This is a genomic window from Vibrio cionasavignyae (genome assembly GCF_050337155.1).
Classification (GTDB): Bacteria; Pseudomonadota; Gammaproteobacteria; order Enterobacterales; family Vibrionaceae; genus Vibrio; species Vibrio nomapromontoriensis.
Window position 1 is genome coordinate 111,170 of sequence record NZ_JAKJSR010000012.1, and the last position, 21,540, is coordinate 132,709.

General features: G+C 46.0%; 15 protein-coding genes. 9 read left to right on the plus strand and 6 right to left on the minus strand.

Going from position 1 to position 21,540, the window contains the following annotated elements; all coding sequences use genetic code 11:
- Positions 1-65: 65 nt before the first annotated feature.
- The 6 genes from L4D74_RS08355 to mnmC form a co-directional block, all read right to left on the minus strand.
- Complete coding sequence (locus L4D74_RS08355) at positions 66-974, minus strand: LysR family transcriptional regulator (protein WP_428751672.1); 909 nt, start codon at positions 972-974, stop codon at positions 66-68.
- A gap of 163 nt (positions 975-1,137) precedes the next feature.
- On the minus strand, positions 1,138-2,913 hold the full coding sequence (locus L4D74_RS08360; protein ID WP_428751673.1) for a M28 family metallopeptidase: 1,776 nt from the start codon (positions 2,911-2,913) through the stop codon (positions 1,138-1,140).
- Between the two features lie 564 nt (positions 2,914-3,477).
- Entirely contained in the window at positions 3,478-3,852 is a 375-nt protein-coding gene (locus tag L4D74_RS08365; RefSeq protein WP_428751674.1) for a diacylglycerol kinase, read from the minus strand.
- The gene (locus L4D74_RS08370) at positions 3,845-4,930 is read right to left on the minus strand and encodes a DUF4056 domain-containing protein (RefSeq protein ID WP_428751675.1); all 1,086 of its coding nucleotides are present in this window, start codon (positions 4,928-4,930) and stop codon (positions 3,845-3,847) included. Before L4D74_RS08370 ends, L4D74_RS08365 begins: the two co-directional genes overlap by 8 nt.
- A 167-nt stretch (positions 4,931-5,097) precedes the next feature.
- Positions 5,098-6,165 carry an ABC transporter substrate-binding protein gene (locus L4D74_RS08375; RefSeq protein ID WP_428751676.1) on the minus strand — a complete coding sequence of 356 codons (1,068 nt, stop codon included), beginning with the start codon at positions 6,163-6,165 and terminating at the stop codon, positions 5,098-5,100.
- A gap of 335 nt (positions 6,166-6,500) precedes the next feature.
- A complete protein-coding gene (mnmC, locus tag L4D74_RS08380; RefSeq protein ID WP_428751677.1) occupies positions 6,501-8,516 on the minus strand; it encodes a bifunctional tRNA (5-methylaminomethyl-2-thiouridine)(34)-methyltransferase MnmC2/FAD-dependent 5-carboxymethylaminomethyl-2-thiouridine(34) oxidoreductase MnmC1 in 2,016 nt (671 codons plus the stop codon).
- A gap of 173 nt (positions 8,517-8,689) precedes the next feature.
- Here mnmC and fabB point away from each other — a divergent pair, with 173 nt between their 5' ends.
- The 9 genes from fabB (at position 8,690) to L4D74_RS08425 (ending at position 21,505) form a co-directional block, all read left to right on the plus strand.
- Complete coding sequence (gene fabB, locus L4D74_RS08385) at positions 8,690-9,901, plus strand: beta-ketoacyl-ACP synthase I (protein ID WP_428751678.1); 1,212 nt, start codon at positions 8,690-8,692, stop codon at positions 9,899-9,901.
- A 338-nt stretch (positions 9,902-10,239) separates the two neighbouring features.
- On the plus strand, positions 10,240-11,373 hold the full coding sequence (locus tag L4D74_RS08390) for a 4-phosphoerythronate dehydrogenase (RefSeq protein WP_428751679.1): 1,134 nt from the start codon (positions 10,240-10,242) through the stop codon (positions 11,371-11,373).
- Complete coding sequence (locus L4D74_RS08395; RefSeq protein ID WP_428751680.1) at positions 11,370-12,383, plus strand: aspartate-semialdehyde dehydrogenase; 1,014 nt, start codon at positions 11,370-11,372, stop codon at positions 12,381-12,383. Before L4D74_RS08390 ends, L4D74_RS08395 begins: the two co-directional genes overlap by 4 nt.
- Before the next feature lie 185 nt (positions 12,384-12,568).
- On the plus strand, positions 12,569-16,870 hold the full coding sequence (locus L4D74_RS08400) for a FimV/HubP family polar landmark protein (RefSeq protein ID WP_428751681.1): 4,302 nt from the start codon (positions 12,569-12,571) through the stop codon (positions 16,868-16,870).
- A 317-nt stretch (positions 16,871-17,187) separates the two neighbouring features.
- Positions 17,188-17,991: a tRNA pseudouridine(38-40) synthase TruA gene (truA, locus tag L4D74_RS08405; protein WP_428751682.1), complete on the plus strand. Its 804-nt coding sequence runs from the start codon at positions 17,188-17,190 to the stop codon at positions 17,989-17,991.
- 153 nt (positions 17,992-18,144) lie between these two features.
- A complete protein-coding gene (gene accD, locus L4D74_RS08410; protein ID WP_428751683.1) occupies positions 18,145-19,071 on the plus strand; it encodes an acetyl-CoA carboxylase, carboxyltransferase subunit beta in 927 nt (308 codons plus the stop codon).
- 41 nt (positions 19,072-19,112) lie between these two features.
- Positions 19,113-20,396: a bifunctional tetrahydrofolate synthase/dihydrofolate synthase gene (gene folC / locus L4D74_RS08415; protein ID WP_428751684.1), complete on the plus strand. Its 1,284-nt coding sequence runs from the start codon at positions 19,113-19,115 to the stop codon at positions 20,394-20,396.
- A gap of 16 nt (positions 20,397-20,412) precedes the next feature.
- The gene (locus tag L4D74_RS08420) at positions 20,413-20,955 is read left to right on the plus strand and encodes an SPOR domain-containing protein (protein ID WP_428751685.1); all 543 of its coding nucleotides are present in this window, start codon (positions 20,413-20,415) and stop codon (positions 20,953-20,955) included.
- Between the two features lie 61 nt (positions 20,956-21,016).
- Positions 21,017-21,505 carry a CvpA family protein gene (locus tag L4D74_RS08425; RefSeq protein WP_428751686.1) on the plus strand — a complete coding sequence of 163 codons (489 nt, stop codon included), beginning with the start codon at positions 21,017-21,019 and terminating at the stop codon, positions 21,503-21,505.
- Positions 21,506-21,540 lie beyond the last annotated feature (35 nt).

Consider the following 21,540-nt stretch of genomic DNA (forward strand, 5'->3'; position numbering starts at 1 on the left):
CTATAACGTGAGGTTATGGGCAGTGCTAATAGACAGTGGTTTAGTATTTTTACTGCGTTACTGCGTTACTGCGTTACTGTGTGATACTGGCGAAGTTGCTGCAAAAACTGTTTTGAAGTAATCGACAGTGGGTGCAGATCACTGGTCATTAAAGAGACGGAACAATCTAGTGGTGTGTTCAATTCTGCGACATAGAGTTCAGGGCAATGTTGGTATTGAGCGGCTGTCCAAGGATCAACAATGGCAATGCCCGCGCCAAGTTTCGCAAGCTCTGCACCAGCGCTGTAATTTCGTACGGTGATAGAAGGGGCGTGGTTTGAGTCAATGTTAGCAATGGCTTGAGATAGTTTGTCTCCCAATGGATCGCGGTTGTCCAATGCGATAATTGCGATGTCTTGTTGCAACAATAGTTCGAGCGGGATGTTAATAGGGTGCTTATCAGCAGGGATTAATGATTGGCAAGGTAAGCGAGGCAACAATATTCTCATGGCGGTTTTTGTGAGTAATTCATGAGAAATCCCTGCCGGTGTTTTGTCGCCAAATGCGATAGCGATATCGAGTTCATTATTCAGTAATGCATCGCACAATTCGTTACGATTCCCTGTGGTTAAATCGATAGAACATGTGTGTGATTGGTAGAAAGCCGCGATGATTGGGGTGAGCAAATGACTAGCAAGTACCGGTGGCGCACCAATGCGGATATGTTGGTGCCCTTGCTTCACCTTATTAGTTATCACTCGAAACTGATTGAGCTGGCGGTAGATGTTTTCAACTTCTGGCAGCAAGGTGTTTGCTTCAAGGGTAGGGACTAAGCGCCCTTTGACTCGTTCAAAAAGAGTAAAACCAAGCTGTTGTTCCGTATGAGCGAGAACTCGTGTGACATTGGGTTGTGATACATGTAGATTTTTCGCCGCGCCGGAAACGGTGCCAGCTTGCATGATGGCATAAAAGACTTCCAATTGTCGTAGATTCACGTGTTTTCCATTTGTTTCTTCAATATGGAATCACTGTAATGGAATTTGCTTTAATTGAGAATCTTCATTGTTGAATCATGCCGTAGTGAATGGCTGCGTTGTGAGCATGATACTTTTCCTCTAGCAAGCCGGTACTAGAGGAAAAGCATGGCTGCGATGTTAGTTAGTGTTTATCCTGATCAAAATCTCCGTGGAAGTGGTCATGATCAGAAACGCTATCAGCGGCTTTAAGTCTTTCACCTATGCGTAGTGATTGCGATGCGTTTTCGCGCAAACTAAAGCTTGCTACTTGTGGTGCCGCTTGCGGTTTTTCTGGGAATAAACTCGGACTCATTGCGTAATACGTTGTCACGTAGGCAAGAGCCTGAGTATTAACATACAGGGCTTCTTGGCTGATGTTATTGAGATCATCACAAGCTTGGTGGTAGCAGACATCGTAAGCGACGCCAATATCGCCACCAAACTGCTCGACTTCTTCAGCCGATTTTACTTTCTCTGCGCCAGTAAATAGCCCACCAAATGCGACGCCCCAATCGGCAAAGCCTGCATAGTCTGAACGCTTGGAGAGTGCTTGTGGTACCGTTGCAAGTGTTTTTGAGCCAAAGAATTCGTTGAAATTTAGCTCAATGTCAGAGGTACCATAAGGTGGCTCGAAATTGCCAGTGTAAGCATTGTCTGGGCTGTCTTTTGTATCGGATAGATCACCATCCATCACACCAAGTACGTAGTTAGGCGAGCCAATCATATCGAAATTGAGATAGAGTTTAATATCATTGATCGCATTGTAACGAGCCTCAACCAAGTCGACTTGCTCAGCGGTGAGCTCTGATGGGTCACTAAGCCCGAGCTCTGCCAGTATTTCGTTTTGTGCTTGCGTATACAGTTGAGAGAAAAGCGTGCTGGTGTAATACTCAGAGCCCACCAGTCCGGCTTCTTCTGCTGCCCACCAAGCGAATCTAACTTTATTTTTAACGGGTATGCCTAAATCAGCCAATGTGACAGCATATTCCAGTAGACCTGCAGTACCGGAGCCATTGTCGTTGATTCCGGGTCCCTCTGGTACTGAATCTAGATGAGCACCAATCATGACAATCTGTGATTCATCTCCACCTTTGGAGTCGGCAATAATATTCTCAGTGACAACAACCTCATCTTGAACGCTGACAGACAGCGATGCACTGACGGCATTGGCTTGTGATAAATCATACCAGGATTTACCAAGATCATAGCGCGCACCAAAAGCTGGGATAGTGGCTAAACTGTCGCTCCCCAATGTGCCGTTAACCACACTTTTGCGACCTTCATCGTTACCTTGGTTGAACACAATGGCCGCAATGGCTCCGGCATTTTGAGCGTTAACGACTTTAGCATCAAAGGAGCAGCCACCGCGTTGTATGACGGCAATCTTGCCAGCAATGGCTTTGCCGGTGAAATCGGATGCTTCACAGCCGTCTGTGCTGTCGTAGTCGCTTGCGTCGAAGCGGAAGTCTGGTGTCACAAAGGCAAGGTTACTCGTCAGTAATCCGCTAGACGACCCAGAGTAAGACATGGTGGCAAAATCGGGCTCTTGCCCTGATTGTACATCGCGAACCCCAATGAGAGGCTGTGTATCAACGACAAGCTGAGTGCCCGTTAGTTCTTCCCATGCTCGGAAGTCAAAGGATTGGGTAGTGACGTCATAGCCACTGTCTTGCATGACTTCAACGATATACTCCAACGAGTTTTGATAGCCTTTTGAACCGGCGGCGCGCGTGGTTGATGCGCCATCTGAGGTAGTAGAAGCAAGCCCTTCTAGCGTGACGAGGTGCTCAACCACTTCTTCACGTTCAATCTTCTCGCTGACGTATTTGGCAACGTTTTTCGGGTCTTCCCACCAACAGCCACTGAGCATTGTCGTACTGACTATTCCAGCCAATAGCATTTTATTATGTTGTTGCATCTGTTACTCCATGTTGAATATTCCATATGGGTTATGCACTCACCGATGCGGTGCATAACAAATAATGATTATTCAAGATGAATGTAAATAAAATGTAACAGACTGCTAGTATTAGATCGCTGGAAGACAACTCTAATTAATACTATGCAATGAGTGGCATTTTCATCGGTGAGTGGATAGTAGGTCTACATTCCAACACATTAATAGAACATGCTTATATATTATAGACTTATCAATTAAAACAGAAAAATGATTAACTTGGAAAGAGTAGGGCAAGAGTGAAAATGATCACGAATAAAATGGCGATAAGCTTGAACAGTTTACCTAGTTGGTTTGTGCCGCCGTTGGGCGGACGATTGCAGCATCCCATGAACTGGCCCGTGTTTTAAGGTGTTTAGATAACACTAAGGCTTGACCTATGGGGAAGGTCAAGCCTTATTAGCCGTTAGTTTGGGTTTACTTGCCGTAAGTTAGGAGCGATTAACTATGAGTTTGAATTTACTAACGATTAATTTGAACTCACTAACTATTGGTTTGAACATATTAGATAATGGTTTGAACGTATTAGCTAAAGTAAGTCCAAAGAATGCTTGCCCATACGAGCAATGCTAACCCGATTGCAACAAATACTGCGGCTGAGCCGAGATCTTTGGCACGCCCTGATAGCTCGTGACGTTCTAGACCTATTCTATCGACAACGGCTTCAACGGCTGAATTCATCAGCTCAACGGTTATGACAAACAGTACACTGCCAATTAGTGCCGCTTTTTCTACGAGAGAAATATCCAGCCACATAGCGACTGCGACCGCAATCACTAGGCCTATGATCTCTTGTCTAAACGCCGCTTCGTGCTTCCATGCGGCAATTAAACCAAACCAAGAATATTTAGCGGCGAGGAGTATACGTTTGATACCTGTGTTTTTTTGCATCTCAGTCATGGCTTTCGTTCAACTTCATCGATAATGCGTCATTGCGGTTATTTGAATGCTTATCGTCTTCAGCTTTCGCCACATTGGCGAGCGATTGGAAATCGTTAACAGTCCATACTTCCATTGACTTCAAAGCGACGGGGAGTATATCAAACGATTTGATATTGTCAGCTTTTACTAATTGAAATTGGGCGTGTTTTTCGAGTTCTGCAAATTCATTGAGTGACAATTGCGTGCCACTTTTAACGCCATTTGGTGTTAAAACAAGGGAAAACTGGTAATCACGAGTCTTGACCACCCATTTGTCTGGTAGACGGTTTTCGCTATCCCACCAGATACCATCGAGTGTTTTTAGTTGCGCGATCGTAGTGTCTTCATCTTGTGCATCAAGGGCTTTTAGGTGTTTGCGGAAATATTGCGGGAACAACAAGACGAAGTTCTTTTGAGTAATCGCAGGGTTCACCTCGATAATTTCTAGGGCAATACGTGCTCCCAGCATATTGGAATAAAGATCTTCGGGGGAAAACGCTGATGCGTATTCTTTAAAGCCACCGACAGATACTAGGCCATACCATTGGGCGACTTCGTGCCATTGCGCTAATCGAAATGCAAGCAGCGCGGCCAATTTTGCATCTTCATGCTCGGCAGCATTTAACGCATTGAGATCCGTCATTTCAATACGGCGCTCACGCAACTCAGGCGTAAGTTTAATCGACAGCGTGTCTTCCTTGTGGTTTTTGATAGCGCGATAAAGATAAAAAGCAAAATCAGCCGTGTCGCGAACATGCGCGGTATCGATAAATCCGCCTTTATTGGTAAAAATCAGACCGTTGGTTTCTTCAGATGTGCCAAACAGACTGCTGACAACGTTTGAAGAGCCGTCGTTAAAAACGTGCGCCTGAATATCTTCAGGGTTTAAAACGTTATTGATAGAGAAGAAGGGGACAGGGACGCTTCCTAGCTCTGCTTTTAAGCCCGTTCCAAAGGCGCAACATGGTCGAATTCCAACGGGTACGGTGTCGGTAGATGCAAAACTAGGTTGTAGTGATGCAAACAGTAGACTGATGAACAAAAAAGCAACTTTCATAGAGAACCAAATGTCGAGGGTGAAAAATAAAGCCGGCTAGTGTGGAGTTTACACTGGCCAGTAATGTCAGGGAAATGCAAAAAATTATGGTAACGATAATGACAGTAAATAGAGATCGAATTTACCATTGTGCGCCATGATGGAATTATCTTATATGATGTAGCGTTCTATTCTTCTTTTCGTTGCAGATAAGGGTCGATGGGATTGCTGCTTAGATCGATGGCGCGAAAGTCAATGTTATTCCATTGCTTGTCTAATAAAACGTGGAATAAAGTCGTGTCCGGCTCAATCAAGTGGAAAAGCGTAAACTTAGTGCGCTGTGGCCAGAGCTTCCCTGTTCGGTGCTGGTGTATTTTTACCAAGGTTAGACCAACTGCGGTAAAGTGACCGCCGCCAAGAACCGTGATATTGCCTTGCTCCAGCTCATTGAGTACTCGAGTTGACGTGTTGATCGTGCTGATAAATGCTTCTTCTCCTATGACTTTATCGCTTTTTTTGAGCGCACGTTGAGCGCCATAAGCCATATGATCATTCGCGGTCCAGATGTAACGAATATTCGGGTAAAGGGAAAGGAGCCGATTCGTTTCAGCATAAGCACTGCTTTCTTGCCATTCACCATAGCCATGACGGACGCCATCTAATCCCCCTACTTGTTCAATGAATGCAAGAGCGCCGGCTTTGCGTTGTATCGATGCAGGAGTATTGCTATCACCCGAGAGCAATAGTGCCTCTCCTGCGTGTTGGCCTCCTTGTCGGTATAAGGCTTGAGCAGTGAGGTAGCCAATGCGAAAGTTATTAGGAAAAACCCCTGGTAGTAGGCGTTGTTGCCACTCGGGCTCTCGCTGTATTTCAACGAGCTCATCCGGCGTTAAGTTGTTGAGTGTAAAAACGACGTGGGATGAGGTTTGGCTTAGCGATTGAAGCAAAGATCTTCCTGTCTGGGCTTCGTTGACGAGAATGACATAATCAGGTGTTTTACCATTTGCCACTCTTTCTGATAGCCGTTGTTGCATTAACTCTGTGTCGCGCTCCCCGTGAATGATCTCCAAGTCAATATTGAGTGCTTTTGCTGCTGCTTTTGCATAGTCATCTACGTCCTGCCAAAAGCTTTCATCTGCGTGACCCGGATTGACAAACACAACTCGTGGCGTTGAGTCTGTACTTGCTAATAACCCTGAATTAAAAAACAGGCACCATAAGAAGGTGAGTGATGTGAGTCGTTGTGTCCATTTCATCCTGCTCTCCCTGTGCTTTTAAGCAGTATGGGAAGCGTTCTAGTGCCTGTCGACGCTGAACGATGGGTTTAGCCCTTCGTCTCAGTTCTAACACGTCGTCTCTTTTATAAGAGCGCTTATACCGACATGAGTCTTGTAATAATTAAGAGGCGCTAAACGATAAGATGAGGTCTTATGCGTGGAGGGATTGGAGGTTGATATGAAGCAAAGTGGAGCGGGGGAAGAAATAGACAGGAAATCGAGAGTCTCATGTCAGTGATAACGAACATAAGACTCTAATTTAACGTCGATTTAGCGGCATTGTGAAGGCGACTTATCGGCTTGCGCTTGATTTATTAACCAAATAGCGGGCGTGACTTTTTGATTCGTCGAATCCATGTTCGGCTAGGATGAATACCAGAAAGTAAATCCACTGGTAGTGGTAGTGGATCACCACAAATCTGTGAAATTAACGCTTCCGCAACGAGGGGGGCAGAACTTAAACCGCGCGAGCCCAGACCCAACATACAAAATAAGTTGCGGTGCTCAGGTACTGCAGAGATTGCGTTAGGTGATGCTGCATGCAAAATGCGGAGCTGAGCATAGTCAGTGACCTGACCGACAAACGGTAAATGGTCGCGGCTGACACTACGTACCCCTTGTCGCGCTTGATTGGTTGAGGTGTCGACATCGTTTACCCACGGTGTGTCAGGTAGGCAGCGCTTTAGTTTTTCTTGGTTGTCGAGTTGTGCGTCGGCGTCGAACTCGCTATTGATATTATCTTTATCGTAACTCGCACCAATGCAGTGAGTATCGGTGTTGGTGTTGCAAGGCGTGAGGTAACCGTCATAGCACAATACTGTCTTGAGCTGTGAAAGCTGCTTGGTTGTGGGGATATGGCTGACTTGTCCTTTCACGGCAGATAAATGTAAGTGTTGGGTTTGCTCTAACTGAGTAAACTCATGCCCATTGGCAATGATAACAATATCAAATGTTTGCTCATTATTGCTGGCGTCATTGGTTGAACTAGAAATGCGCCATTGTCCATTACTTGCCGGTTTAACATCGGTAACTGCGGTCGAAAAGTGACAAGTAAGATGATTCTCTTGCTGCGCTTTTCGAATGAGCCCTTGAGTAAGCTGCGCTGGGCATAGCCAACCACCAAGTGGGTAGCTGACACTTGCAAAAGGTGAATCAACACCCATCGTGTTTGAGGTGTCTTGAGCGGACAACCCTTGTACTAGTGCCGCTGGAAATTGGCCATGCAACATTTTGTTGAGTTTAATGTCAGATTTTTCGTCCCACATTAACTGAGTCACTCCACACCAGTCATGATCAAAGTGGACGTTCATTGCCGCTTGCTCTGCAAATTGTCGTGCGTATAAAAAGGCCGGAGCAAAGACCCTTGAAACGCCTTTATGCTCACCATTTAGCAATGGATAAACAGCGCCCTGTCGGTTGCCTGATGCCCCTTCTGCTGCTTGAGCGTCTTTACAAAAGAGAGTGGACTGGATACCACGTCGAGCTAGAGAGGTGATTAAGCTTGCACTGGCAATGCCACCGCCAATAATAGCAATACTACCGATTGAAGCTGGTGTAGTACGGTGATAAAACGGGTCAAAGTTACTGTAAGGCTGCTTTTGACTAATGTGGCCTGCGATCATTTCTCGCTTAGTGCCGAAACCTTTGGTTTTTTGCATATCAAAACCGGCCTCATTGAGTCCACGGCGTACAAACCCGGCTGCAGTAAAGGTGGCGCATGTTGCGTCTTGTTTGGCAAGCTTGACCATGTTGTTAAACAAGGTCTGATTCCACATCTCTGGGTTTTTGCTTGGCGCGAATCCGTCTAAAAACCAGCAATCCACAATACCTTGTTCGGGCGTGGGGACTAAAGGCATGCAGTCTTTAATGTCACCAAACCAGAGATCTAGGGTAATCATGCCGTTAGCGAGCACTATTCGATGACATTCAGGCACAGCTATGGGATAGTGCGCTTGCAATTGTTTGGCGTACTTTTCGAGTTCAGGCCACGCTTGATGCGCTTTTTCAAGGTCGTGCTTTGTTAGTGGGTACTTTTCAAAGCTAATAAAATGCAGCTCTTGCATCGCGGCATCTGGATTTTGCTCTCGAAATTGCTCAAACTGTTGCCAAGCTGCGAGGAAGTTTAGCCCTGTGCCAAAGCCAGTCTCGGCGATGACAAAGCGTCGGTTTGTTAATTCGTGCCAACGTTGAGGAAGGCGGTTTTTCTCTAAAAAAACGTAGCGTGTTTCTTCAAGACCATTGACGTTTGAAAAGTAAACGTCATCAAATTGGTCTGAAACCGGCGTTCCCGCTTCGTTCCAATCGAGTTGAGCGTGAGTGATAGAAGTCATAATATTGACACTTAACTTGTGTTATACCCATTGTATAGCCGTATCACAGCTACAGTTATGGGGCATCAGTTGCAGTAATTGATGTGAATTGTACGAATTTATGGGAAAGCTGACCACTTTTATCCAGTAACTTCGTTATTATTTAGCAGTTTTGAAATTTATAGGAATGTCACATGAAACGAGTCGTAATTACCGGTATGGGTATTGTTTCGAGCATCGGTAACAACGTTGAAGAAGTTTTAGCGTCTCTAAAAGCAGGCCGTTCTGGTATTAACGCCTCTGAGCAGTTCAAAGAAATGGGTCTTCGTTCTCAAGTTTGGGGCGATCTGAAAATTAAACCAGCAGAGCACATTGATCGTAAAAAAATGCGCTTTATGGGTGATGCTGCAGCGTACGCTTACCTTTCAATGGAGCAGGCAATTGCCGATGCTGGACTGTCAGAAGAGCACGTTTCAAATGATCGCACAGGTATTGTTGCTGGTTCTGGTGGTGCGTCTGCACTTAACCAAACGCTAGCAGTGGATACTATTCGTGAGAAAGGCGTTAAGCGCGTAGGCCCATATATGGTTCCTCGTACTATGTCTTCAACTGTTTCAGCTTGTTTGGCAACCCCATTCAAGATTCGTGGCGTTAACTACACAATGAGCTCAGCATGTGCGACATCAGCACACTGTATCGGTCACGCGATGGAGCTGATTCAACTAGGTAAGCAAGATATCGTTTTCGCTGGTGGCGGTGAAGAGCTTGATTGGACGCAAACCATGATGTTTGACGCAATGGGCGCACTGTCAACGAAATATAACGACGATCCAACGAAAGCATCACGTACTTATGATGCCAACCGTGACGGTTTTGTTATCTCTGGCGGTGGCGGTATGGTTGTTGTCGAAGAATTAGAGCACGCATTGGCGCGTGGCGCGACTATCTACGGTGAGATTGTTGGTTACGGTGCAACATCAGATGGCTACGACATGGTTGCGCCATCAGGTGAAGGCGCTGTGCGTTGTATGAAGATGGCAATGCAAGACGTTGATAGCATCGATTACGTTAACACTCATGGCACGTCTACGCCTGTAGGTGATGTGAAAGAGCTAGGTGCAATTCAAGAAGTCTTCGGTGGCAACAGCCCAGCAATTTCAGCGACTAAAGCGATGACAGGTCACGCACTCGGCGCGGCAGGTGTTCATGAAGCGATTTACTCAATGCTAATGCTTCACCATAGCTTTATTGCGCCAAGCATCAACGTTGATACGCTTGACGAAGCAGCCGAAGGCCTAGACATCGTGAAAGAAACTCGCGAGCAAGAGCTGAACACTGTTATGTCAAACAGCTTTGGTTTTGGTGGCACAAACGCGACATTGGTTATCAAAAAATACCAAGCGTAAGCGTTTAATCTCGTGTTGTGAAACGATGCTAGGTTAGCTTACTGAGCTAGCATCTAAGCAATGTAACGAGAGACAATTTAGAAGTTTCCAGAGCTGACTGATGAAAGTCAGTCGCAGACGCAAATTTTGACCCCTGGAGAGCGGGTTGGAATCCTTTTGTTCTGGATATTGCCCGGCCTTTTTAAGGACGGGCATTTTTCTTTTTGGACGCAAGAAAAGTAATGGGTATGAAGAGGCGCGGGGTTAGAGAATAAATCGGTGCTAAACCTTTCTCGACAGCATGGCGTTTATCTTGCACAATTCAGCATATTTGAAAGAACCCCATCAGGAACTAGGTAATGAAGATTATTGTAGATGAGGCGATGCCTTATGCAGTTGAGTTATTTCAACAACTTGGTGATGTCGTTGCCATGCCAGGTCGAGAGCTAAACGCAGATGATCTCGTCGACGTTGATGCACTGATGATTCGCTCTATCACCAAAGTGAACGCATCATTGCTGACAAAAGCTAATCGCTTGAAATTTGTTGGTACGGCCACGGCGGGTATGGATCACGTCGACCAAGCACTACTGAAAGAGAAAGGTATCTTTTTTACCGCCGCTCCAGGATGTAATAAAGTCGGGGTCGCAGAGTATGTGATGAGTAGCCTGATGGTGATTGGTCAGCAGCAAGGTTTTTCAATCTTTGATAAAACCGTGGGTATCGTTGGTTGCGGTCAGGTGGGCAGTTATCTACAAAAATGCCTAGAAGGTATTGGTGTTCGAGTTCTGATTAATGATCCTCTAAAGCAACAAGAAGGGGACACTCGCACGTTTACTGAGCTCGATACGTTGTTGGAGCAAGCGGATGTGATTACTACGCACACTCCAATTACGACTGATGGTGAGTTTCCAACCCATCACTTGATCAATGAACAGCGTTTGGGGCACTTGCGCGCTGATCAAATATTGATTAATGCGGCTCGAGGCCCTGTGGTGGATAATCAAGCGTTGAAGCGTCGCTTGCAGAAAAATGACGGCTTTACTGCCGTTCTTGATGTGTTTGAATTTGAACCTAAGGTTGATTTTGAATTGCTTCCTCTGCTAACGTTTGCGACCCCTCATATTGCAGGCTATGGTCTAGAAGGGAAAGCGCGTGGAACGACGATGATCTTTAATCGCTTCTGTGAGTTTATGGAATTGGAAAATCGAGCCAATCCAGATGCATTATTACCTGTCGCGCCGATCCCTGCGATCACGTTAGATCGAGAGTGGGACGAGGCTGTGCTGCACAGTTTAACGCAAGTCATCTATGACGTCCGTAAGGATGACGCCGTTTTCCGCCGTGAAATTCACCAAGAAAATGGTTTTGATAGTATGCGCAAACATTATTGGGACAGACGCGAATACGGCGCTGTTCGAGTCAAAGGTCACGCCGATTGTAATCTGGCACCTTTGGCAGAGTTAGGATTTCAGATAGAGGTAAACCAATGAGCCAACAATTTAATATCGCTGTATTCGGAGCCACCGGTGCTGTAGGTGAAACTATGGTCGAAGTACTTCAAGAGCGTGAGTTTCCTATGGGCGATGTTTACCTTCTAGCGAGCGAGCGTAGTGAAGGCAAAACGTACCGTGTGAATGGTAAAACGGTACGAGTACAAAACGTTGAGGACTTTGATTGGTCTCAAGTGCACATTGCATTATTTTCGGCAGGCGGAGAATTGTCTGCGAAGTATGCGCCGATCGCCGCAGATGAAGGTGTGGTTGTTATCGACAACTCTTCTCACTATCGTTATGATTTTGACGTCCCTTTAGTGGTACCTGAAGTCAATCCAGAGGCGATTGCTGAGTTTCGTAACCGCAATATCATTGCTAACCCAAACTGTTCAACTATCCAAATGCTAGTGGCGTTAAAACCGATCCACGATGCGGTAGGAATTGAGCGTATTAATGTTTCAACCTATCAATCCGTTTCGGGTGCAGGTAAAGCAGGTATTGATGAGCTAGCTGGACAAACGGCATCATTGCTAAATGGTCGACCAGCAGAAACCAGCGCTTTTGATCAACAGATCGCGTTTAATTGTATTCCACAAATTGATCAGTTTATGGATAACGGTTACACCAAAGAAGAAATGAAAATGGTGTGGGAAACACAAAAGATTTTCAACGATCCAAGCATTATGGTTAACGCGACCTGTGTGCGCGTACCGGTCTTCTATGGTCATGCTGAGTCGGTTAGTGTGGAAACTCGTGCACCGATTGATGCGGACGAAGTAACACGCTTGCTTGAGCAGACGGATGGGATTGAAGTGTTCCACGGTCAAGAAATGCCAACACAAGTTCGTGATGCTGGCGGCAAAGACCATGTATTGGTTGGACGTATCCGCAACGACATTAGTCACCACAGTGGCATCAATATGTGGGTTGTCGCGGACAACGTGCGTAAAGGCGCAGCAACGAACGCGGTTCAAATTGCAGAAGTCTTGATTCGCGACTACTTCTAAAATACGCGTTATTTTTAACCAAAGGCCTCTTTATGAGGCCTTTGTGCGATCTAACCGTGTGAACTTGATGCGATTATCTTGCTTGATTCGTGTTTTTTCCCATAGAACCTATAGTTTTGGAGCAAATATCCGATATAGTAAAGAGATAAGTATTGTATTTATAATCGCAGACAGCTGAGCCTTCCATGCATCATTTTTTCAAGCGTCTACTAGTGGCCTTAGCACTAGTTGGAGCCACAACGTCATCATCATTTAGTGCTGACACTATTCGCCTCTCTGGCCCGAATGGTGAGCTATTGGATGCTCCTCACTATTCAGAGCAGATCCGACGCCCTGTATCCGCCTCCGTGGCCGATGAGCCTTCTCGATATTATGGTCCAACTAAACGCTCAGAGACCTTGTGGTCTATAGCGTCAAAATTCAAGCCAACAGGCGCGAGCGTACAGCAAACCATTTATGCCTTTTACGAACTTAATCCGGGTGTATTTGAAGATGAAAATATTCATAAGCTGATCCCGGGTAATCGTCTACGTGTCCCGTCTTCAACACAAATCAATCAAGTTGATCGTCAGGAGGCGCTATCAGTATTAGCTGCGCATCAACAGCGGCTAACGTCGAATAAGCCGACGGCTAAACCTAAAATTGAACCAAAACCAGTCGCAAAGGTTACGCCATCGGTAGAAACGCCAATAGCCAAAACATCCGCTCAGCCACCACTGACTAGCGATGCTAATGATAATAAGGCTGTGGACAGCAAAATTATTGATAGCAAGGTTATCGATAACAAGGGCGTTGATAAAAAAGCCATTGCAGAGTCAGTGGAGAAATCACTGACCAATAAATTGCAGCAAGAGCTAACGCGTTCAGAAGACGAGCTTATTTCATTAGAGGAACGTAATCACCAGTTGCGACTCATGCTGTCCGAGGTTCAGCAGCAAGTAGACACGCTACAAGATGAAGTGAGTAATGAAGAGCGCATTCGCAGTGAAGTCGAACGTCAATTACTTGATGAAAAGCGCAAACAAGAAGAGATGCAGCGTTTAGCACCGACAGCCATGGATACTTGGTTATCTAACCCTTGGATTGTTGGGCTTCTTGCCATTGTCCCCGCATTATTTGTTGGACTACTTGTGATGCTCGTGATGAGAACACGCAAGAGCAAGACCAATGATGGTGCATCGTCTCATGACAACAATGAGCATGGTGATGCGGCAAGCGTTGCAGCCATGGGAGCGGCAGGTGCGGCTGTGATGGCGTCTGACACTGCAGAATCGATGCAAGATGATGACGATTTGTTCTCTGATGAGTTGTTTGGCGACTTCGAAACTGATGTTGACACGGATGAAGCGGCAACGAAGCAGGAAAAAGAAGCCGAGAACGATATTTTTGCCGACCTAAATGAAGGCGACTTAGACTTCAACCTTGATGATGAAGATGACCCTTTTGCTAGCATCGGTGATGACGGTGAATTGGATATCGGTTTTGTTGATCTCGACGCCAGTAATAATGGCATTAGCGTTAAAGACGGTGAGAAAGCATTAGGCTTAGAGGAAATGGAACGCGCGCTCAATGACGTTGCTGTGCCTGAATCTGACCTAGATGACCTCGATCTTAACTTGTCTGATGAAGATGAAACGGATCCGGTTTCTCAGCAAGAGTTGGACGACTTATTTGCTGAAATTAACATGCAGGAACCAAGCTTAGATGAGCAATTTGAAATAGATGAACCAGTAGAATCTGATGATGGCGCGATCAACCAAGCGCAGATGGATGAACTGCTGTCTAGCGGGTTTGATCTAGACGAATCAGAAGCTGACGCATTGGATGATATTTTTGCTGAGCAGGAATCAGTGAGCGATACATCGTTAGCAGATACCCCAGAGAGCAATGCTGGCATTGAGGTTGGTAATGATGATATTGATGACCTTTTTGCACAATTCTCGCAGATAGATACGCCGAGTGATACACCGCCACAGACGCAAGCTCAGTCAGAAAAGTCGGAGTCCTCAGATGAGGTCGCCTTACTTGATGAAATGCTTGGAGACGATTTTGAATTATCGAATATCTCTGACTCAGATTTGATGCTGGAAGAGATCGTTGATAGTGAATCGCCGGATCAAGTGCGGCAATCGAAAGGGGAAAATTCGGACGAGAATGACTTGGACGATGATATTAACCTTGATGAAAATAGTACTGATCTGCTTGATGAGCTGATGTTTGAGCATGCCTTCGATTCGCCAGATAAAGACGACCATGACTCTTTGGCGCTCGACCCATTTGAATCTGGTCAGCTATTAACTGATGATGAGCCTGAAGCTCACTTTAAACTCGAAGAAGAATCTGAACTCACAGAAGAACAGGATGCGTTTGCAGAGCTATTTAGTGCTAGTGACGAGGAGTTAGAGGCTCAAGAACACGCGACTAGAGACAGTGAAACCACACAAGCGAGCGCTCAAGATGCTCCTAGTTTAGGTGACTCTAGTGAGTTAGAAGAGGTAGATGAGTTAGAAGGGGTAGAAGAAGTAGATGCGCCCGATGAGTTGGACGATATCGACGCTTTACTGGCTCAGCATGGTAGCCAAGAGCAGTTGGCAGAAGTTACTAGTGAGCTGAATCATGAGCCAGTATTAAGTGATGCTGACATTCAACAGCCTGATTTGACTGAGCAAGACAATGTGCCGTCTAGTGATATTGCTGCAAGCGATATCGATGCGGATAGCGACTTTGATATTGATTCACTGCTAGAGCAAAACTCAATTCAGGACAAAGGTGCAGAAAAGGCTAGTGATGAGCATGTGACTGACGCAGATGTTGCCGATGTAGATGCTGGTTTTCAAGCGACTCTGGATGATGCGATAGAAGCGATAGCAACCAGCGCGCCTTCTGAGGCATTGGCGAGAGAACACGCTAACGATACTGTGCCTCCTACTATTGATGGTGAGTTTGACTTTTCACCACAAATTGAAGGTGGTGTTGATGCCCCTGATGATGATTTTGACGCTGAGAGAGAGCAAGCTGAGCTTAATGCGTTAGTAGAAAACGAGTTTGGCATCCCACATGATGACGACTGGAATGTGGATAGCACGACACCGGTGGAACCAAACGTTGTGGCCCATGACGCCGTAGAACCAGAAGTTACCGTTAAGCCAGACATGACTTCGCCGCCGCAGGATAGCGAAGCGGCATTGAGTGATGAGGCAAATGACGATGAATTTTTGGATTCAGCGTTAAGTAGCGAATACAGCGAAGCCCAAGCATTAGCGGATTCAGAAGATGATTATCAGTTTGACAGCGATGAGGTGGTGGGTGAAGAGCAAGCTTTTGCCGTTGATGATACTGACCTTCCTGAATACAGTGAAGAAGACGCCTTGGCTGACGTATTGGCAATGGGCGCGCTTAAAGACGAATTGTCAGCGGATACTAACCATCATAGTCAACAGGATGCGGATGAAGAGCCCGAGCTTGTTAATGAAGCCTTAGAACGCCAAGAAGCGTCAACAGCGAGTTCGCCAATAACTGAAGTGCCAGCCACTGAAATGCCATTAACGGAAAGCGGTGTCGCTGATGTAAATGATGATGGTGACGCGCTTAACACGGGCAAACTTGATGAGACGTTTAGTCATGATGACATTGTATTCCCTGAATATACCGAAGAGGATGCATTAGCGGATTCAGCGGATTCAGCGGATTCAGCGGATTCAGCGGATGTGGATAGTGCTGAGCAACATCCTCAATCCGAGATTTCCGCCCTAGAAGAGCCAGCGCAAGCATTTTCAACCCAGGAAGAGATGGTTGGTGAAACGCTGGATCATTCTGAAATCGATGCGTTGGCTGATGCGTTTTCAATGGTTGATACGCAAGCGTTGGAGCAAGAAGGTCAACTGGGTGAGTTGCTTAGCGATGGCAAGCAAGGCTTTAGCAATATTAATCCAGTGGATCAAACTACAGCAGACAGCGCAGGACTTGATTTGGCAACCATGCTAGAAGACGATACGTCGATGGATGGTGGTGAAGATTGGAATGGATTTACTCTAACGGATGCTCAAAAAAACGCCATAGACCAATCTATTCCTGATGAAGAGCAAGCGATCTGGACTCAGGACGCAGGTTCACTGAAAAGTGCTAAGAACGAAGATTGGTCTTCTCAAGACCCAGTAGAAAATTTTGAAGACAGCAGCGCCCAGTTTATGACGATTGATGAGCTGATGGCTCAGGTCAACGACGAACCGCAGTCTGAGGTTGATGAGGAAGAAGCACTACAACTTGACGTTGGGCTAGATGAGTTCCCAGATGTTATTGGCGAGGTCACTGATGTCGATGTGGATAATGACTCAGAGGCATCAGGGAATCTTGACTTGGCGAAAATCTACATTGAAATGAATGATTTTGATGGCGCGAAAAAGTTACTGCAAAAAGTACTTGATGAGGGCTCAGAGTCCCTAAAAGATGAGGCGCGAGGCGTGCTGGATAAAATGTCCGCGTATTAACGTGGCTCGCCTGCTAATTTTTATCCATTATTCCTGTCTACGACTAGCAGGCTGCGGAAAATTTTAGCAGGTTACGAAAAATTAAAAACGGCGGAGACGCCGTTTTTTTATGGCGCTATAACGACGTGCGTTTTGTATGGTCTACGGTTTTGTCTCACATAGTGAGAGGAGGAAAAGGCTGGAGGGGGCGAAGTACGGGTCAGCCTTTTGTTAGTATCGTGTTAGGTCTGTGCTGTGCTTAGCGGCAAATTGGTAATCTAGCCATTTGAGTATATACTTTGCCACCCAGTAGGAATGACGAACGTTCAGAGAGAAATATGAGAGTTGCATTAGGTATCGAGTATAACGGTGCCAATTACTATGGTTGGCAAAGACAACGTGATGTGAATAGTGTGCAAGCGGAATTGGAAAAGGCGCTATCAGTAGTCGCGAATCAGCCAATTGAAGTGATGTGCGCGGGACGCACAGATGCCGGTGTTCATGGAACGGGCCAAGTGGTTCATTTTGATTCTCCGGTCATTCGTAAGCCAGCCGCATGGACAATGGGTGTAAACGCCAATCTTCCTAAAGATATTACCGTTCGCTGGGCAACAGAGGTCTCTGAGTCTTTTCATGCGCGTTTTTCTGCAACGGCGCGTCGTTACCGGTATGTGATCTTCAACCACGCTTTGCGACCTGGAATTTTATCGACAGGCGTTAGCCATTATCATGGTGAGCTTGATGTTGGAAAAATGCATCAAGCGGGTCAGTGTTTACTAGGCGAAAATGATTTCACTTCATTTAGAGCGGTGCATTGTCAATCGCGAAGCCCTTGGCGTAACCTTATGCACCTTAATGTAACTCGTCATGGTCCGTATGTGGTGATTGATATTAAGGCGAATGCGTTTGTCCATCACATGGTGAGAAATATTACCGGTAGCTTGATTGTTGTTGGTCGCGGGGAACAACCGGTAGAGTGGATCGAATGGTTGCTGGCGCAAAAAGACAGAAAGCTTGCGGGCGCGACAGCGAAGGCAGAAGGGCTGTATTTGGTTGATGTTGATTACCCAGATGAGTATTCGCTCCCAAATGTGCCAATTGGTCCATTATTTTTCCCAGATGATTTGAACTCAGGCTGGTAAAACGACTCAAATGAAAGAGTTGGTGGGTGCTTGACTACAAGGTACAACCAGTTTTTTATCTACAGTGGCGCTGTTATGTGGTTTAATCCTCAAGCATATTTGAATTCAATACTCTCGCTATGATAGCGGGAGTCACAAAATAAAAGGTCTTCCATGAGTTGGCTTGAAAAAATTTTAGAAAAAAGCAACATTGTTACCTCACGTAAAGCCTCGATCCCTGAAGGGATCTGGACGAAATGTACGTCTTGCGAGCAGGTGTTATACCATGCAGAACTTGAGCGTAACCTAGAAGTATGTCCAAAGTGTGACCATCACATGCGTATGCGTTCTCGTCGTCGTTTGGAAACGTTCCTCGACAAAGATAACCGTATTGAGCTAGGGACTGAATTTGAACCTCAGGACAAACTGAAGTTTAAAGATTCAAAACGCTACAAAGAGCGCATCTCAGCGGCGCAAAAAAATAGCGGTGAGAAAGACGCACTTGTCGTCATGCAAGGCGAAGTTCTTGGTATCCCAGTTGTCGCGTGTGCATTTGAGTTTGCTTTCATGGGTGGCTCAATGGGCTCTGTAGTGGGCGCACGTTTTGTTGCTGCTGTAGATGCGGCTATTGAAAACAACTGCGGTTTAGTGTGTTTCTCTGCAAGTGGCGGCGCCCGTATGCAAGAGGCATTAATGTCTTTGATGCAGATGGCGAAAACCAGTGCAGCGTTGGAGCGTTTGTCTCAGAAAGGCCTACCGTACATTTCAGTGATGACGGATCCAACAATGGGCGGCGTATCGGCAAGTCTTGCGATGCTTGGTGACATTAACATTGGTGAGCCTAAAGCATTGATTGGCTTTGCTGGTCGTCGTGTTATTGAGCAAACAGTACGTGAAGATTTGCCTGAAGGCTTCCAACGCAGTGAGTTCTTATTAGAGCACGGTGCGATTGATATGATTGTTGATCGTCGCGAAATGCGTCAACGTGTCGGTAGCATGCTGGCCAAAATGACTGGTGCGAGTTCACCTTTAGTGGTTTCTGTTGAAGATTCTCCAGCAGAACCCGCATATGAAGTACCAGAAGCGGACGAAAAAGGGTAAAGTACTCACTAAGTTATCACTATTTAGATATTGACTGCTAAATGAGTTCACAAACCATTCCACAAGCCACATCTTCACTTCAGATGTGGCTTGATTATTTACAAAGTATCCACAGTAGCGCCATTGACCTTGGTCTAGAGCGAGTTGCGGTGGTGGCAAACAAAGGCAAGTTAACCAAGCCTGCTCCTACCGTTATCACCGTCGCAGGGACGAATGGTAAAGGTTCTACCTGCGCACTAATGGAAGCCATCCTATTGGATGCGGGTTATTCCGTTGGTGTCTACAGTTCTCCTCATCTTATTCGCTATAACGAACGTGTTCGTATCAATGGTCATGAACTTCCCGACCAATCTCATGTTGCAGCATTTGACTACATAGAAACGCTTCGTGGTGACGTTAGCCTTAGTTTCTTTGAATACGCGACGTTAGCGGCTCTTAAACAGTTTCAAGATCACAACGTCGAAGTATTGTTACTTGAGGTGGGACTTGGAGGGCGTTTGGATGCCACTAATGTGGTTGATCATGATGTGTCAGTGATCACCAGCTTAGCGGTTGATCATGTTGATTGGCTAGGTGATGACATTAATGTCATTGGGTTTGAAAAAGCGGGCATTTTCCGCTCGGGCAAGCCAGCAATCTGTGGTCAGCCAAAGCCACCAGCGACGGTTCCCGCTCATGCTGATGACATTGGGGCTGATTTTTACCAAGCCGGTATTCAGTTTCACTATGAAATGACATCCGCAACAACCTGGTCATGGCAGCATGGTACGTTTGCGTTAGATTCGTTACCAATACCAGCGCTTCCTTTGATGAACGCCAATACGGCACTAATGGCACTGGGCGCGGCAAAGCTGGATATCTCCGATGTGAATATCGTGAATGGCTTAAAGCAAGCGACGCTGCCCGGACGTATGCAGATCTTACCGAGTCAGCCCCTCACCATTCTAGATGTGGCACACAATCCACATTCTGCTGAATACTTGGTTGAACAGTTAGCAAAACGCTATCCTGATCAGATCTTTAAAGTTGTCATTGGTATGTTGCATGATAAAGACGTAGCAGAAACTATGCGAGCCCTACAACCGCTAGCGCGAGACTGGTATTTAGCATCGCTGTCTGGCCCTCGTGCTGCGAGCGCTCAGGAGTTGTCTAACTGCTTGGATAATGATGTGGCCTCATCTTTATACGACAGCCCTGTCGCGGCCTATAAGGCGGCGATTGAATCGGCAGAAAACAATGATATTGTCTTGGTACTCGGTTCTTTCCATACTGTAGGGGAAGTCCTCGAATACAACGAAAGCCTTACTAGTGGGTGCGACCGTTAAACCATAAGGAGTAGAGATGGCGAGTAAATTCCAAAGTCGTCTGATTGGCACCATTGTGTTAGTTGCTGTTGGTGTCATTATTTTGCCGGACCTTTTAGACGGCAAGAAACTGCACTACAAAGAAGAGTTTGCCAGTATCCCGCTTAAACCGGAGCTAAACTCTGATGTTGAAAGCTTCGAATTGTTGGAGCCAGAAGATGCCTCAGAGGTATTACCAGACTCGCCAGTGACAGCGACGGTTGGTGAAACGCTTGAAGATAAGACGCAATCAGACGTGGTAGATGTCGCGATCCAAGAGGTGCCTGAGCGAAATGACTATGCAGATAGTGCATGGATTATTCAGCTTATGGCCCTTAAGAATGCGGAAAATGCACGCGGACTGGTCGCTGATTTACAGAAACGGGGTTATCAAGCGCATGTGAAGCAAGAGTCAAACTTTACTCGCGTGATAATCGGCCCCGATGTTTCAAAAAGTAAACTTGAGACGCAATTGGTTGAATTAGAGAAAATTACCGGTTCAAGAGGTCAATTGCTCAAATTTAAACCACTAAATCCATAAGAAAACGTTTGCGTCGCGTTTTTTTCTGTTAAAATGCGCGCCAACTTGAGATGAATAATTAATGAATTGGTTAGATTTTGTCATTTTGGGTGTGATTGGGCTGTCAGCTTTAATCAGCTTAGTTCGCGGATTCGCTAAAGAAGCGATGTCGTTGGTAATATGGTTTGGTGCATTTTTTATCGCCAGTCAGTACTACGCTAAACTAGCGGTGTACTTTACTAATATTGAAGACGAGATGTTTCGTAATGGCGCCGCAATCGCTGCTCTATTTGTCGCAACACTCATTGTTGGGGCATTGATCAATTATGTTCTAGGGCAGTTGGTTCAAAAAACGGGATTGTCAGGTACAGATCGAGTATTGGGTGTTGTGTTTGGTGCACTGCGAGGTGTGCTAATCGTGTCAGCGGTGCTGTTTTTTGTGGATACCTTTACCACATTGAATAGCAGCGAATGGTGGGAAAGCTCACAACTCATGCCGCATTTTAAGCTGGTGATTCAGCCGTTTTTTGAGCATATCGAAGCAACTTCTAGTTTCCTGTCTGGCGCATAATTGCGCCAGCTAAATGTCGCAAATCGAGGATTAGG